At 46.7% G+C, this 15,131-nt stretch carries 17 protein-coding genes; 10 read left to right on the top strand and 7 right to left on the bottom strand.

Translation table 11 applies throughout. The annotated features are described in order from the left end of the window. Position 1 precedes the first annotated feature (1 nt). Positions 2-1,255, bottom strand: a complete 1,254-nt coding sequence (locus FD01_RS03545; RefSeq protein WP_056962622.1) for a four-carbon acid sugar kinase family protein — start codon at positions 1,253-1,255, stop codon at positions 2-4. 184 nt (positions 1,256-1,439) lie between these two features. Here FD01_RS03545 and FD01_RS03540 point away from each other — a divergent pair, with 184 nt between their 5' ends. The 8 genes from FD01_RS03540 to FD01_RS03505 all read left to right on the top strand — a co-directional run bounded on the left by FD01_RS03540 (position 1,440) and on the right by FD01_RS03505 (position 7,585). Continuing rightward, a complete protein-coding gene (locus tag FD01_RS03540; protein ID WP_056962620.1) occupies positions 1,440-3,206 on the top strand; it encodes a sigma-54-dependent transcriptional regulator in 1,767 nt (588 codons plus the stop codon). Positions 3,207-3,345: 139 nt separating this feature from the next. Then, complete coding sequence (locus tag FD01_RS03535; protein WP_056962618.1) at positions 3,346-4,110, top strand: TerC family protein; 765 nt, start codon at positions 3,346-3,348, stop codon at positions 4,108-4,110. 154 nt (positions 4,111-4,264) lie between these two features. Continuing rightward, the gene (locus FD01_RS03530; RefSeq protein ID WP_054715896.1) at positions 4,265-5,527 is read left to right on the top strand and encodes a GHKL domain-containing protein; all 1,263 of its coding nucleotides are present in this window, start codon (positions 4,265-4,267) and stop codon (positions 5,525-5,527) included. Then, positions 5,520-6,257: a response regulator transcription factor gene (locus FD01_RS03525; protein WP_056962615.1), complete on the top strand. Its 738-nt coding sequence runs from the start codon at positions 5,520-5,522 to the stop codon at positions 6,255-6,257. The genes FD01_RS03530 and FD01_RS03525 overlap by 8 nt, the downstream gene beginning before the upstream one ends. Continuing rightward, entirely contained in the window at positions 6,250-6,483 is a 234-nt protein-coding gene (locus FD01_RS03520) for a hypothetical protein (RefSeq protein WP_056962613.1), read from the top strand. Before FD01_RS03525 ends, FD01_RS03520 begins: the two co-directional genes overlap by 8 nt. Positions 6,484-6,582: 99 nt before the next feature. Further along, positions 6,583-6,789: a hypothetical protein gene (locus tag FD01_RS03515; protein WP_054715886.1), complete on the top strand. Its 207-nt coding sequence runs from the start codon at positions 6,583-6,585 to the stop codon at positions 6,787-6,789. 11 nt (positions 6,790-6,800) lie between these two features. Further along, on the top strand, positions 6,801-7,004 hold the full coding sequence (locus tag FD01_RS03510; protein WP_054715883.1) for a hypothetical protein: 204 nt from the start codon (positions 6,801-6,803) through the stop codon (positions 7,002-7,004). Beyond that, positions 7,001-7,585: a hypothetical protein gene (locus tag FD01_RS03505; RefSeq protein WP_156647260.1), complete on the top strand. Its 585-nt coding sequence runs from the start codon at positions 7,001-7,003 to the stop codon at positions 7,583-7,585. Before FD01_RS03510 ends, FD01_RS03505 begins: the two co-directional genes overlap by 4 nt. Before the next feature lie 39 nt (positions 7,586-7,624). Here FD01_RS03505 and FD01_RS03500 read toward each other — a convergent pair whose 3' ends face one another. The 4 genes from FD01_RS03500 to FD01_RS16805 form a co-directional block, all read right to left on the bottom strand. After that, entirely contained in the window at positions 7,625-8,176 is a 552-nt protein-coding gene (locus FD01_RS03500; RefSeq protein ID WP_054715877.1) for a TIGR01440 family protein, read from the bottom strand. A gap of 149 nt (positions 8,177-8,325) precedes the next feature. Next, entirely contained in the window at positions 8,326-9,561 is a 1,236-nt protein-coding gene (locus FD01_RS03495) for an MFS transporter (RefSeq protein WP_225436187.1), read from the bottom strand. 125 nt (positions 9,562-9,686) lie between these two features. Continuing rightward, positions 9,687-11,381 carry an oleate hydratase gene (locus tag FD01_RS03490; RefSeq protein ID WP_056962609.1) on the bottom strand — a complete coding sequence of 565 codons (1,695 nt, stop codon included), beginning with the start codon at positions 11,379-11,381 and terminating at the stop codon, positions 9,687-9,689. Positions 11,382-11,393: 12 nt separating this feature from the next. Further along, the gene (locus FD01_RS16805) at positions 11,394-11,519 is read right to left on the bottom strand and encodes a hypothetical protein (RefSeq protein WP_263862585.1); all 126 of its coding nucleotides are present in this window, start codon (positions 11,517-11,519) and stop codon (positions 11,394-11,396) included. Between the two features lie 535 nt (positions 11,520-12,054). Here FD01_RS16805 and FD01_RS03485 point away from each other — a divergent pair. Beyond that, positions 12,055-12,843: a Cof-type HAD-IIB family hydrolase gene (locus FD01_RS03485; RefSeq protein ID WP_056962644.1), complete on the top strand. Its 789-nt coding sequence runs from the start codon at positions 12,055-12,057 to the stop codon at positions 12,841-12,843. A 76-nt stretch (positions 12,844-12,919) separates the two neighbouring features. Here FD01_RS03485 and FD01_RS03480 read toward each other — a convergent pair whose 3' ends face one another. Together FD01_RS03480 and FD01_RS03475 are read right to left on the bottom strand one after the other, a co-directional pair. After that, the gene (locus FD01_RS03480) at positions 12,920-13,546 is read right to left on the bottom strand and encodes a hypothetical protein (protein ID WP_056962607.1); all 627 of its coding nucleotides are present in this window, start codon (positions 13,544-13,546) and stop codon (positions 12,920-12,922) included. A gap of 126 nt (positions 13,547-13,672) precedes the next feature. Then, positions 13,673-14,281, bottom strand: a complete 609-nt coding sequence (locus tag FD01_RS03475) for an FMN-dependent NADH-azoreductase (RefSeq protein ID WP_054715868.1) — start codon at positions 14,279-14,281, stop codon at positions 13,673-13,675. A gap of 39 nt (positions 14,282-14,320) precedes the next feature. Here FD01_RS03475 and FD01_RS03470 point away from each other — a divergent pair, with 39 nt between their 5' ends. Then, the gene (locus FD01_RS03470; protein WP_056962605.1) at positions 14,321-15,112 is read left to right on the top strand and encodes a GntR family transcriptional regulator; all 792 of its coding nucleotides are present in this window, start codon (positions 14,321-14,323) and stop codon (positions 15,110-15,112) included. Positions 15,113-15,131: the final 19 nt, after the last annotated feature.

The raw sequence follows: 15,131 nt of genomic DNA, 5'->3' as shown, positions 1-15,131 counted from the left end.
GTTAACCCTCCTGTGAAGCAGTTGCTTGAACATCTAAGCGACTGCGACTTTTTAATTTTTTAAACGCATAAACAATGAGATCTTTATTGCCGAAAGCACCGGCTTTAGTGATCACCCGCATCCCGGTGAAATCACCATGCGCGATTTCCAGTAACGGAATGCCTGGCGCGATTTCAGTTAACACTTTAGCCCCCGTGGCTTTGCCGATGCGCAACAAGCCTTTAGCGGTTTCACCACCGGAAACAAACAACCCGGCGACTTTAACGCGTTGCAAGACTTTGCGACAAATCCCTGACAATACCGCTTGCGTCAATTCATTGATTTTGTCTGCTTCAAGTTGATGGGCGGATAAAATCTTGATGGTTTTGTCTAACTCGCTACGTTGATAAGAAGCTGATGACATCAAGATCACATCGCGGCCTTGCGCAAATGCTGCAAGTGCTTCGTCGACATAAGGCGCATAAGTTTGATTAGCATAAGCTTCATAAATTGGAATGTTGACCAAGTGGACACCGTTGTCTTCTGCGGCATGTAGTTGCGCCCGCGTGACTTCACTCACCGATCCGATCAATGCTAACGCTGGCAAAACATTGAACGCTTGCATCATGATGGCGGTCGTTAAACCAGCAGAGCCGACCCACAGTACTTTTTTACCAGTGGCTTTTAACGCAGAGACGACCCGTGCAAGATCTTGATTGTTTTCAGCATCAAAGCTGCAATACGCAGCTTTACCTAACGTGAATCCGGTCGCTCGAATCTGAGCTAAACTGTAATGTGCCACCCCTAATTCTGGAAATGCTTGTTGTAACAAGGTCGTCACTTGATCAGTTAAAATCGGCTTCATCGGATCTTTAGCAAAGTCGGTTTTCATCGCACGTTTGCCATTCACTCGCAACACCCCATTGACCACCGTGCGGTCCAGATCTGGTAATGCCGGTGCAAAGGCGACAATGTCTGGTTGATAAGCTTCCGCTAAGGCGCGTACTTCAGTCGAAATATTACCGCGTAAAGTGGAATCAACTTTTTTGACGACTGTATCAAACTGTCCCCATGGAATTTGCGGTAAAACCGCCGCCATTTTACTTGCGGCTTGCGTCACACTGTCATTGCGTGTTTCCGTGTCTAACACAGTAGACCCTTGATGCAGTTGACTGACTGCAAATTCCACATGCACCGGTACGCCAAGGTTTGCTAACTGGACCCCAGTGTCATTGGCACCAGTAAAATCATCGGCAATTATCAAATAGTCTTTCAACGTTACCACCACCAATCAATCGCTTATTCGTAAGCGCTTCAACTTTACAAGACCTATCTTAACGACTTCCATCATTGACGGGAACGATCAAAGTGTTTAATATTGAGATGAATTACGGAAATCGCTTTCAAATTATATAGATAACTGCAATTTTTGTTTCATAATTGAACGAAAGGTGACGCCCATGCCGCAAAAAATTCTTTGTGTTGCCCCTTATACAGGATTAAATATTTTATTTCAACAAGTCAGCCAGCAACTTTTAGCGCATCAACCGGATCAAGCTTATGATTTTACTTACCTACGCTTTGATCGCCAAGATGATCTCGACACGATTCAAGAGCATTTATTGACGCATTACGACTTGATCATTTCGCGTGGTGGTACCGCCACCTTGTTACGGACGTTGACCGCGACACCAGTGATCGATATCGGGGTGTCACAATACGACCTATTGAGTACCGTTCAATCTGCTCAACGGTTGAGTCATGTTGCATTGGTGGCCTTTACGGCGTTTTCTGATCACGCCCAAGCTGTTTTTGACCGCTTCCACTTAGACTTAAAAGTTTACGGCATCGATAGTGACGCGGAACTACCCGCTTTGCTGCGGACGTTGAACACACAAGGCATTGACACCATTATCTGTGATATTACCACTGAAGCGGCAGCCAAGGCGGCGGGTTTTTCAACCATGTTGATCACGGCCAGCACCGAAAGTGTCGCAGCAGCATTGACCAATGGCTTCCATTTATTGCAACAGATTAAAACGCAAACCACGCTAACTGATGCACTCGGCCACACTTTAGATAAACTCAACGTGATGACGATCATTTGTGATGATCAACAACGTGTCTTGTTCACGTCGCCAACGCTTGCCGCTGACGCGCTATTGCAACAAGCTGCCAACAAAGCGATCACCCATCAACGCAGTCAATTCACTTGCGGCACTGTACGTTACAAACTGGTCGCCGATACTGATGACACCTGCACCATCTACACCATTAGCAAGTGGTTTAAGCCCCAAAAGAATACTGCGACAACAGCTGGGACAATGGTTTTAGATGAAAGCCTCAATGCTGCTTTTGATGAATACTTCAAATTAACTGAATCGCCAGAATTCTTCAACTTATTGCATGCATACGCGCGCAGTGCGCATCCGCTTTTGATCGTTGGGGAAGTCGGTTCAGGCAAAACATACGTCGCCAACTTGCTGCATCAATACGGACTACATCCCCAATATGAGCCTTTTTACGTTGATTTGAGTCACGATACAGCGTTCAGTGCTTTACTCGATCAAAACGATTCCCCATTATATGGGACCGATCAATGTTTTGTTTTTGAGCAGATCAATCAAAGTAGTCCACAAATTCAGCATGATGTCGTTGATTTTGTCGTCCAAACCCGTTTGGCAAGTCGCAATCAGGTGATTTTTACCTTATCGCAATCAGCCGACGATGGCTTAGTCCCAGCGTTAAAGCCGTTACTGAATTTATCGCGGATCATTACCTTAGAGCCATTTCGCAATGTCACTGGCGATACGATCGTGCAACTCTTAACGACATTGACCAATGCTTACAACCGCGATGCTGGTAGTGAAATTATGGGCGTTTCTGATATTGCGTTAGATTTCATCTTAAACGAACCTTGGCCGAACAACTTTGCACAGTTTTATCACACCTTAAATATCGCCATGGCGTCAACTGGTGGTGCTTATATCGGGATCGATGAATTACGTCACAGTTTAGCCGCTGATCAAAAACATCATTATTTGCAATCCCATACCCCTCAAGCTGCTGCCACACCAGCAAACGATCCTAACCAAACCTTAGCGGACATGGTCCAAGACATTGTCGTGCGCACATTAGCCAGCAATCAAAACAACCGCACCAAAACCGCTAAGCAGTTAGGAATTTCTAGAGCGACCTTGTGGCGTTATTTGAAACATGACGCCTGATTGTTTCATAATAAAACATTTCTGATTTAAAAATATCGCGATTGATTCAACACGATACGATTTCACCCACCATCGGTGAAGATTACGCTTTCATCCTCATTTATACTGGGAAACAGTAAAGCAAAAGGAGATCTTCACCATGACTAAACTTATCAGTCTCTACGCGCCATTTTTTGAAGCCAGCGATTGGCACGCCGCGATTATGACCAGCGCCGGTTTGATGACGATCTTAACGCTGGCCATTATGGAATGTCTATTATCCGTCGATAATGCAGTGGTACTTGCTGCACAAACAGCGACCTTAGGTGATCCCAAACAAGAGCATTCTGCATTGATGTGGGGTCTTTGGGGCTCTTACATCTTCCGGTTCATCGCCATTGGCCTCGGTGCTTACTTGATCAAATTCTGGTTGGTCAAAGCCTTAGGCGCCGGCTATTTACTTTATATGTCGCTACATTTCTTCTATGAACAACGCCACCACAAAAGCAACGAAGATGATGCCCCAGCGATCAAGAAACATTCCTTTTGGGGCACTGTTGCGGCGATCGTACTGTTAGACTTCGTTTTCTCGATCGATTCGATTTTAACGGCACTAGCGTTAGATAATAATCCTGTGATCGTGTTGTTAGGTGGAATGATCGGGATCTTGGCGATGCGGTTTGTTGCCCAAGGGATGATCATCTTATTAGCAAAAGTGCCAGAGCTATTGTATATGGCTTATGTGCTGATCGGCTTTATCGCCTTGAAGTTGGCATTGAGCTTACCAATGATCGATATTGAAGTGTCCAATACCTTCTTTAGTATTTTCGTTCTGGTTGCCTTTGCTGCAACCTTTGGGATCCACTGGTGGCGCAACAAACATGCCGCTAGTAAAAAGGCACCAATGACCCAATCAAATAAATGACCATGTCACAACCACCTAGTTTCTCTTCGAAGAGACTAGGTGGTTTTATTTTTGCCTTTCTATATTCGATTCAACGAACATTTTTGTAAGGGCGTTGCACCAAGCGTTTGTGAAGCCCATAATTAAAGCGATAACACGATCTGGGGGGATCTTCTTGCACAGTGTTTCTTGGGCAAACTATTTGGTGATCGTCATGCCATTGTTTGCATTGATTTTTAGCGTCCAATCACAAATTCGCTATCACCGCATTAAATTTTGGTTCGTCGCAACGGCTTTGGCCTTCACCACGGTCATTTCGCTCGCTTTCAGTACCATGGGCGAATTGGCCTTTGGCGTCGTTTGGAGCTTATTTTTGTTTCAACGTCACCGCCATGAAGTGCTCCCTTTCTTATTAATTTGGGAAAGTTATTTGATGTTGACTAACTTCATGGTGATCGCCATCAACTTATTTGCCAAACTTTGGCCGCAAACGCAATCTGGTTTGGATTTTGCCATTCCGATCATCGTCAATTGCGTGATCTGGATCCTGGCTGGGCGTGCATGGCCACATCGCAGTGACTTGGCAGCACACTTTGCCGCTTTCAACGACGCACCGACACGCTTATTGTTGACTTGGTACACTGGTGCCACCACGTTGATCCTTTATGGTATTCAAATCAGCTTTGAATGGTTGAAACTGGCTGATTCCACCACTTGGTTGTTGATGGCAGAAGTCTTGTTATTCGCTGCCGCCAATGTTTTGGTGCTGTATTACGGCTTGCAAGCCTATCGTGCGGCCATGCAAACCAAGTTGACCCAACAAGCTGAAGCTGCCAGAGAAAAGTACTACGCAGAGCTTGAAGCCCAGCAAACCCACAACCGGCATTTGCTCCATGATTATAAAAATATCCTCGCGACTTTACAGCTCAACAACGATACCTCTGCCAACCAAGCGCTACTGGCAAATGCCCAACAAGCGTTAACGCAAGCCCAACCTGATCAAGCGGTGCTCGATCACATTTTATGCACGCCGTTGCGCAGTTTACTTTATCTGAAATGGACCCAAGCCGAAAATGCTAAACGTCATTTGCAGATCCAAACTCAAGGTGATATTGATCTCAAGCCAGATGACTTGGTCATGCCAGTGCTACGCGGGGTCGGCATTTTATTGGATAATGCCATAGAAGCGATCAATGTTGGCCAAAGTGCCGCCGTCTTATTAGTCGCAGACGTCAAACACGTTGCCATCACGGTGATTAATCCGGTTCCTGCAGATTTCACGTTACAGGACTTGACCAAAATCTCTAAAGGCGCAGGCCACGGGAACGGCTTGGCCATTATTCAAGAGCTCAGCCAAGACGAACGCATCCAAGCCCGTACCAAACTGCATCATCAACAACTCGCCCAAAGTTTGATCATCGAGGTGCCGCATGCTTAATATCTACCTATTAGAAGATTCTGATCAACAACGCGCCGCTTACGTCCAGCAAGTGCAAACCACCTGCATGATCGAAGGCTTGGACGCGCAATTACAACTGGCCACCGGTGATGCGCAAACTCTGCTGGATGCGCAAGCTCCTGAAGACAGTTTATATCTCCTCGACATCGAACTATCTGGCCAAGCCTTGTCTGGCATCGATGTGGCCAAAGCGATTCGCGCCAAAAGCTTAAGTGCCGAGATCATTTTTATCACCAGTCACCCTGAAGCAGCGTTGTTGATCTTAACCAATCAAATCACTCCAATGGACTTGATCCAAAAAAATGCCGACACCTTACCACGCATCCATCAAGCGTTGATTGCCGCCGCCAAACGCCACGCCCAGCGCCTTCTGCACACGCCGCAACTGTTTGCTTATACCCAAGGCGGCCAAGTCAATGCCTTACCGCTGGATTCTGTGATCGCATTGCAAGTTTCCGCAAGCGACTCAGAAACCATCGAATTAACCGCAACCAATGAAATCGCCAGCTTTCGTGGGAATCTCACCGCGATCAACGCGAAATACCCCACTTTGTTTCGTTGTCACAAAAGTTGTTTGATCAATCTCGATCAGCTCAAGCAAGTCGACACGAAAAACCGCCTTGCTATCATGCAAAACGGTGCCAAAATCGATGTCAGCTTTCGCAAACTGGCCACATTAAGACAATTATTGGAGGGCGCTCATGCTTAATACGATTTTTTCGTTGAATCAACCGATTTGGCAACCGTTAGCGGGGATCGCAGTTTTATTATTAGCCGCGTGGGAATTATATTCTGGTTACACCGAATTCCAACGCATTCACAAACATGGTAATCGCGCGACTAGCGGCTTTTCTGCGTTTGCGATTTATTACAGCATTGCCATTGGGTTGATCTTACTTGGTGGGGCTTATAGCATCTTCACGATGAAATTTTGACGTTCAGCCCCGGTTTCGTGACGTTTGGCGCAAGTTGCGCCTTTTTTTATGCGCGCGTTGTATGCTTAGCTTGTCAATAAGGGGTAGGAGGTGCCAGTGATGATCTGGGAGAAAATCATTGCCGTGATTTGCATCTTGTTGGGGTTATATGAGTTCTACGCGTCGTATCAAGCCTTCAAAGACATCACGAAACATGGGAGCAAGCACACTTCCCCATTTTTCGCGTTTGCTGATTTTTATGGGTATTTCTTCGGCGGGTTGTTGATCGTGATGGCCATCCAGTTGTTAACTGGTGTACTTGATTAGGAGGTGTGATCATGTGGGAGAAATTAGCAGGCATCGTTGTGATTTTACTGGGCTGCTGGCAGTTTTATGCTGGGGTGCGGCAGTTCAAGCAAGTCAAACATCACGGTGACCAAAATACGTCACCCTTTATCATGTATGCCAACTTCTACGGGTTTTTCTTTGGCGCATTGTTGTTGATTTTAGGGATCGCGATTTTAACGGGGGCGTTTGATTGATGACAACTATTCAAGAAGATTTGAAGCAACCGCAATTACTGGCGATTCCAGACAATCCACGGCTGTTGAATCATCGTGCGTTGTTATGTGGTACCTTAGTTTCCGGTAAGCATGTAATCCCTAAATCTGGCATGATGGGCTTTTTGAAATATGTGATGTCAGATATTTCACTTCATGTTGAAACTGATCGTTTGGTATTGCATCAACAACTGCACAAAAATTTAAGCTTAGTCCCCACTGCCATCGATGTTTTCGTCGATCAATATGACTACAACCAAGATGTGTTGCTCGGCAGTCATCCCGGTCCGATTTATCGCACGTTATTGCATGTGGTCACACCTGATTTGACCTGTTATTTGCACATTCCCAGTGCTGTAGCCGGGCAGTATTTGTTGTTGTATCCAGGCGACTTGCCAGTACATGATTTATTTGGTTTAGCTGATCTGCCCCATACTGATAGTGATTATGCGTTGAACGATGCGATCAATGCGATCGGCTTTAAGCCTTGGATCCAAGGCACCGGATTGGAATTTTTCGCGGAATCAGCGAATGTTGCCGGGCATTACCATGTGAACGATTAACTAAAAACGCCGCAAGCTTTAAGCCTGCGACATTTTTGCTTACAGTTCTAGATATTGGGCGCGACTGCCACCGACATACTTCGGTCGACTGCGTAGGGCTGTGACATGAGCGCCGCCAAGTTCCGTTTGGCTAGGCCGCACTGGCACTTGAACGAATTGCACATGCATGCCGATGCTGGTGTCACCGATATCGATCCCAGCTTGAGCGGAAATGTGTTCCACTTCAACTGGATCATCAAAGAACTTGAACGCGGCCATCGAAGCCGACCCACCAGCATGAATGCCTGGAACGACATTGACAATTTCAAAATGGTTTGCCCGAGCGACCCTGCGTTCAACCGCACATGAACGATTGATATGTTCGCAACCTTGCACGGCGAGTTCAATGCCCAACGGCCGCAATTGATCCAGCACCGTTTGCACGATCCATTCGCCGACTTCTGGATTTGAGGCTTTGCCGATGTGCCCGCCAACCACTTCACTGGTGGTACAGCCAAGGACGAACAAGTCGCCTTTGTGCAATTTGGCTGCGGTCAACACCTCTTGAACGGTTTTAGCGAGTTGCGTTTGTAATTCAGATTTTGTGATCATGACTGTCCCTCCTTGCCGAATATTGTAACACCGAATGTCGGATTTGCACGCAAGCAACGTCTTTTGGCGAAAAGTTATGAAGTATACTGCACATCGAACCCACTAAAAGAAGTGGTCCACTCTTACGAGCAGACCACTTCTTTTACGATTTAACGCCGGACACTCAATTGTTTCAACCCAGGTAAGCTCAACATCGTCAACAAACTGATCACGTACAAGGCGGACAAGAAGCCCATGGTGATGGTCAACGTATAGTGATCCATCAACAGGCCAATGACTACACTGGAGAACCCACCGATCGCCCGACCGACGTTCATGATCACGTTGTTGGCGGTACTGCGAATGCGTGCTGGGTAAAGTTGAGAGATCACTGCCCCATAGCCACCAAACATCCCATTAGCACAAAAGCCGACTACTGCTCCGATAATAACTAATACCACACTTGAATGGGCTAAGGTGATGGCAAATACGATCAACGCACTGGCAGTTAAGAACAAGCCAAATGCCCAGCGCGGGCCGAGATGATCTAAAATGTTACCAAACACGGCCATCCCGCAGCACATCCCAGCAATCGTCGCCACCATCCACAAAGCCGATCCGGAAACACTCAAGCCTTGTTGTTTTTGCACGATCACCGGCAACCAGTTCATTAAGCCGAAGTACCCAGCGATTTGGACAATGGTCATCACCATCAAGCCTAATGTTTGCGTCGCAAGTTGGCGCGTTTTGAATAATTCGGAGAAGGCGACGCGTTCATGCTTTTGCTTCGCGACTCGTTTTGCTTCCAAGAATTGTTCGGACTCTTTGAGGTGTTTGCGAACAAAGAAAGTTAAAGCGACTGGTAATACCCCGATCAAAAACAGCGCGTGCCAACCCCATAACGGCAGGATCACACTGGCAGCAAGCGCAGCGATGATGGCCCCAATCTGCCCGCCGATCGCTGCGACTGAGGTCATGCGCCCGATACGATCATGGTTGAAAGATTCAGCGATCAACGCGATCCCGACCCCATATTCCCCGCCAGCACCGATGCCGGCTAGGAACCGCAATCCGTAAATCACCCATAGATTATTGGCAAAAGCCATCAAGGCCGTGGCCACCGCAAAAATCAAAATCGTGTGGGAAAAAGTTTTCACTCGCCCGATTTTGTCGCCTAAGATACCAAAAAGCGCGCCGCCGAACAACATGCCGACATTGGTGATCGACCCGATCAATCCTGCAGCCCCACTGGAAATGTGAAGCTCAGCGATGATCGGTGTCAATGCGAAACTCAGGAACATGATATCCATGTTTTCCAATGAGAATCCAGATGCCGTCGATGCCATCACGAGTTTTTGCTCATGTGACATGTGGTCTAAGGTGCGCATAGCTGTTGCTTTTTGCATATGTAATTTTCCTCCAAAATGTCTGCTCTCTGACAGACGTTATTTTGTCTGGACTAGTATGCCACTAATTTCACTTACTGGCAAATAAAAAACCGCCAGTTTTTCAACTGACGGCAACATTACTTTTAGCTAAACATCTTCTTGGTCGCCTTAGCCAAGGTCTTGAGATCCTTGTCGTAGCGAGGCGTCTTGACTAACTTGCTCATTGGTAAGCCGGCGAAGTGATAGGCCGCAATTTCACCAGAACGTACCGCAGATTGCTCAGTAAAGATCATCTGGAATGGTTGTTCCACGAATTCACCAGTGAAGGCTAAGTTGGTGGAATGTGCTGGAATCACTTTAGGGCGATCGGCCTTGGCCCGGTTGTTGAACAACGCAGAGGCATATGGCATGTAAACTGGAATGTTGTTGATAATGGCATCCATGATCGCATCTTTTTTAGTCATGATGTTCACAGGGCCAGGATCGACTTTGGACAGTTGCCCGATCAATTCTTCCGCCATTTCGCGACCGGTCATTTCAATGTATGGCTTGTCGACGAATTCACCGTGACGGCGTGGATACAAGAAGTAACCCCAAAGCACGGTTTCGTTTGGCTTTTGCGTGGTGAAGTGGGGTTGGTGGTGCACCACGATGGACATGTTAACATCTTGTTGGCCGAGATCCGTGATCGCGGTGGTGGACAAGAAGGAATTCAGCGCATTGCCTGGCACTTGAGTGGTGATGCGGGCGATTTCGTTGAGCAACAAGTGGTCTTTTGACGTCAACGTGAAGCTGACCCACTCAGACGCATTGCGATCGGCAAAGAATTTGTCAGGATTGCCCAGATTGTAGAACTTGCCGGCGATATTCTTCCACAAACCAGCCGCAGCCCCATAGTCCATGTTTTCGGCAGCGGCATGATCCATATCGCCTTGGGTCGCAGAATCAGTGATCGATCCATTGGTGAAAATCACTGCGGTGTCAGCATCGATATCAACGAACTCTTCTTCACCAGATTCGGTGTCCGTCATTTGCAAACCAGTGACGGTGATCTCATCACCCATTTTGGTATCTTTGAAGGTCATGTCGGTGACGCGCTTGTTCAAAATGATGTTGACGTTTTGATCTTTCAAATAATTGATCAATGGCAACATGATGGATTCAAACTGATTGTAGCGCGTGCGGTTAACGCCGACTAAGTGCTCGATTTGCGTGAATTCGTAAATCATCATATGCATGTAACGGCGTAATTCTTGCGCAGAGCTTTGCACCCGGAAGGCAAAAGTGGTTTCCCACATGTACCAGAAATTGGTTTGGAACATATGTGGAGATTCCTTGAAGTACTCTGCGATCGTAACATTGTCGAGCTTTTCTTCTTCAGAATCGCCCATCATAATCAACTTAGTCAACAACATACGATCTTTGTTGTCCAAACCGAGCTTGCCAGCATCGATAATGCCCTTGCCACCTTGCAGCAAACGGGCCTTATCAAAAGTCCGGTGTGCCGCATCAAATTCGCGGGTATCTTCGGCAGCGTTCATATTTGGTTCGGTGGCTGATGGAATGCGTGACAATAAGTCCATCAAATCGACGTAAGTCCGGTAGTTGAGCATCCGCCCACCACGTGCCACATAGCCGAGGTTGTTTTCCATCGGATGATTCTTGTTCCAATATTCATCAACAGTATCTAATGTGACCGCACCATCGTTTGACCCATGATCATCGATCGAATAAAAAGTGATCGCTTGGCCATCCCAATGCGCTTCTTGAATTAAGTAAACGGCGGCGGCCATGTTGGCTAAGCCGGCACCGATCATCACAGCTTTTGATTTCACCATACTCAAAGCCTCCTATGCTTCGTACTCGTCGTAGTCGTGCTCGTCAGTTTTAAATAGTTCCATTTTCTTGGCAGAGTAAAAGCCTGCCGCTGCTGCTAAGGTAACCGCCAAAGCGGTAAAAGTCAGGAATTTTTTCATGTTTGCTCTTCCTTTCTGATTACAGCTTTATGTTAACGCGATGCCCCAGCCCTTGGCTTTAGACAAAATGGTGGTTTTGTTTAAATCTTGAAAGCGCTATTTATCTTGAGCAAAATTGGCACAAACTCGCCAATGAAGCATCACACTTTCGTCACAACTCGCCGGTAGTATAAACAACATAGAAATGAGCTACCCCCTTATTTCTACCCACTTTTTCATTTTCTCTGTTGAACTGGTGCCCGCCAGTTCACAGTTCACTCCTCCAAAGTGAACCCCAACCCTTTTTGACCGCCAAGCCCATGGCGGCCTTTTTTTGCCCAGAGCACTTCAAAGCGCACTTAGCCCCAAGAGTAGCCTAGCGTTAGGATTTGAGCCTGGGCTTGGCTCAAATTCTGACGCGTAGCTAATCGTAGGTGCGTTGCTTTGAAGCGCTCGACGATGCGCAGAATCCATATCATTCATCATCATTTTGAAACCGTTATCCAACATGGTACACTTAACTTGTTACAATGAAATAATGCGAGGTTAACCCATGATCCCAAAACTGATCGCCGTCGATATGGATGGCACTTTTTTAAATGATGAAAAAACTTATGACCACGACCGCTTCAATAAGCTTTACGCTAAAATGCAAGCCCAAGGCACTCGATTCGTCGTGGCGTCAGGCAATCAATATTATCAATTGAAGACCTTCTTTAATCAGCCAGAAGTGTTATTTTTATCAGAAAACGGAGCCTACTGTGGGACTGCTGATACGAAACTGTTTGCCTCAACTTTCACAACTGAAAACGCCAGAAAAGTCCTCGACGCTTTATTAACGATCCCCGAACTCAAACTATCCATTTGTGGCGTGAACAGTGCTTATATTCGCGAGTCTGAAGGCCAGGTTTGGATCAATGATACGCGCAAGTACTATACCCACTTAGCAATTGTCGACAACTTCGATCAATTGCCCGATGATGAGATCTTGAAGTTTGCAATGGGTTGTCCGCCTGAAAAAACAAACGCCATCATGGCACAAATCGCCCAAGCGACTAAAGGTTTAGCAGTCCCGACCTCAAGCGGCCACGGTGACATCGATGTCATCCAGCCAGGCATCAACAAAGCCACTGGCCTCAAGCGTTTAGGTGACAGTCTTGGCATCGACTTAAGCGAAATGTGTGCTTTTGGTGATGGTGGTAACGACTTAGAAATGTTGCAAGAAGTCGGCTTAGGCGTCGCCATGCAAAACGCCTCACCACAAGTTTCTGCCATCGCTGATGACCACACCCTCGACAATAATCACGCTGGTGTACTGGCTTATTTAGAAAAAATCTTCAACTAGTTTCACGTGAAACGCAACTGTCCCTCGGAGTAATGAAATCTCCGAGGGACTGTTTGTTTTAATGCCAAGCACTTGATCACCGCAATTGAGGGATCACATTATGGTCAAAAGTCTCCGCCATCAACGACCCTGGCGCTAGTTTTGTCGCTTGAGTCACCACACATAACGTTAATGTCGGCAGTGTTCTAAAGGCCACGATTCGATTCAGTTGGATCAAGCCATCGCTCAACTCATGACCAGGCGTCACGAGCGGTGCTTGCAACCCAGTTTCAAACGCGACTTTTGAATACCAAGTTTGTGCCGTGGTTCTGCCAGAAACAAAGCTGGCAGTGATCGGCGCAATGGCTTTTAACAAATGCTTTTCTTGGTGTTGTTTGACCCAAGTGATCACTAATTCCGCGATTGCCTCACGCATCGCTCGCGATTCTTCTAAAACGGTCCCTACATTGCTGACTGGCAACATCGCGGTATTTCTAACTGAGCGGCCAACAAAACGCCAATGTTCGCCTGGCTGCCATTTGCCTTGAATCCACTCTGGTAATAATACCCAAGGCAAAAAATGCAGACGAGTACTGCCAGTCACATCGATACGCGTCGGCAAAATCAAAGTCTGCTTCATGATCCGCGAATGCCCAGAAAAATTCACCGTCGCAATTTGATCGGTCAGTAAGATCTCACCTTCGATAAAGACTTGTTTGCCCATCAGTTCTCCCTCCTTCTGCTTATCGAAAGTGTCTACCAGAAAATCATACTTGGCAAATTTCAAGCAAAAACAGACCCCAGATATTATCGCGTGTGAGGTCTGCTCATGAAAGGTGGCGTGGCCAGATCAGGCGTTGGCCACGTTTTGAATGTAGGTTGCAAGGGTTTGTTTGGTGTCCTCAAGAATCGCTTGCTTGTCGTTTTCGATCAAGTCCAAGCCTTCTGCGCGAATCAATTCCATTTTGGAAATGCCCATGAAATTTAAAATTGTGCGCATGTAGTGTGGGGCAATGTCCGCATTCACATAGCGAATATCATGTTCATAATCACTACCGCTGGTTTGCACATAAGCGACTTTTTGTTTGCCATCGAGTAAGCCCACCGAACCGTCTGCGGTATATTTAAAGGTCTTGTTCGCGATCAAAATGTTGTCGATATAGTCTTTCAAGCGGCTGACAATGTTAAAATTGTGCAGCGGCATGAAGATCATGATCAAATCCGCGCGCTTGAATTGGGCGATCAGTTCATTTTGTTGGGCGTCGATCAAACTCGGATCGTTTAAATTTTCCGCCGTAATTTCAGGACTCGTCGTTTCTGGTGCATATAACGCCAACTTTTCGACCTGCGCATCTGGCATATGTTGTTTGATCTGTTTTAACGTGAACTCAGCCAGTTGGTTCGTGCCGCGTAAGGCGTTGTGATAATCTGGGTGTGCATTAATCATCAGAATGTTCATAGTAATTTTCCTTTCAAAACAAACAATAGAGGGATAAAAATGTTAACGATCGATCGCCAGTCTGGCCAAAAAGTATACCAACAACTTTATGCTCAAATTCGTGCCGAAATTGAAACTGGCGTCAGACGGCCTGGTGCTTTAATGCCGAGCACACGCTTTTTAGCCCAACGGTTATCAGTCAGTCGCAATACTGTCGATCATGCCTACGCCGAGTTAGTCGCAGAAGGTTATCTCACAAGCAAGCCTGCCAGCGGCTATCATGTCACGCATCACTTGCCATTTGTGGTGACCCCGCCTGCCTCCCCTATTGTACAAACGACACCATTTCCTTATGACTTCACGGATCAGCTCGATCACATGCAACTGTTTCCGACGCAAGCTTGGCAGGCGGCTGAACTACGTGTTTTACAACAAGGGATCCCGCATATTCAGCCATTAGGTGGCGATTGCATTTATCGCGAGCAACTCGTCAACTACCTGGCACGTTTGAAACACTTGCATGTCACTGCGGATCAAATCATTGTCACGAGTGGTTTCAACGAAGCGGCTAATATTATTGCTCATCTCGTGCCAGAATTTCAAACTACAAGCTTAGGCGTGGCAGAACCGATCGCGCCAAATGCCCGTGAAGTTTGGAAAACGTTAGGCATTCCCACGCAATTATTTCAAACACTGGATGAGCGGCCAGAAGCTGGTGGTTATGTGTTGAACCCGACCCATAATTTTCCAGATGGATTTGGATTAGATCCTCACGCAAGGCAACGATTTGCTCAGCATTTGAAAGCTGAGAAACGTTATCCTGGATTATTCACCTCGGTATTTGGGACATGAAATCGCATCTGGCCGGTCT

The organism is Lacticaseibacillus manihotivorans DSM 13343 = JCM 12514 (genome assembly GCF_001435035.1).
Taxonomy (GTDB): domain Bacteria; phylum Bacillota; class Bacilli; order Lactobacillales; family Lactobacillaceae; genus Lacticaseibacillus; species Lacticaseibacillus manihotivorans.
This window is presented reverse-complemented; position numbering and strand designations above follow the sequence as displayed.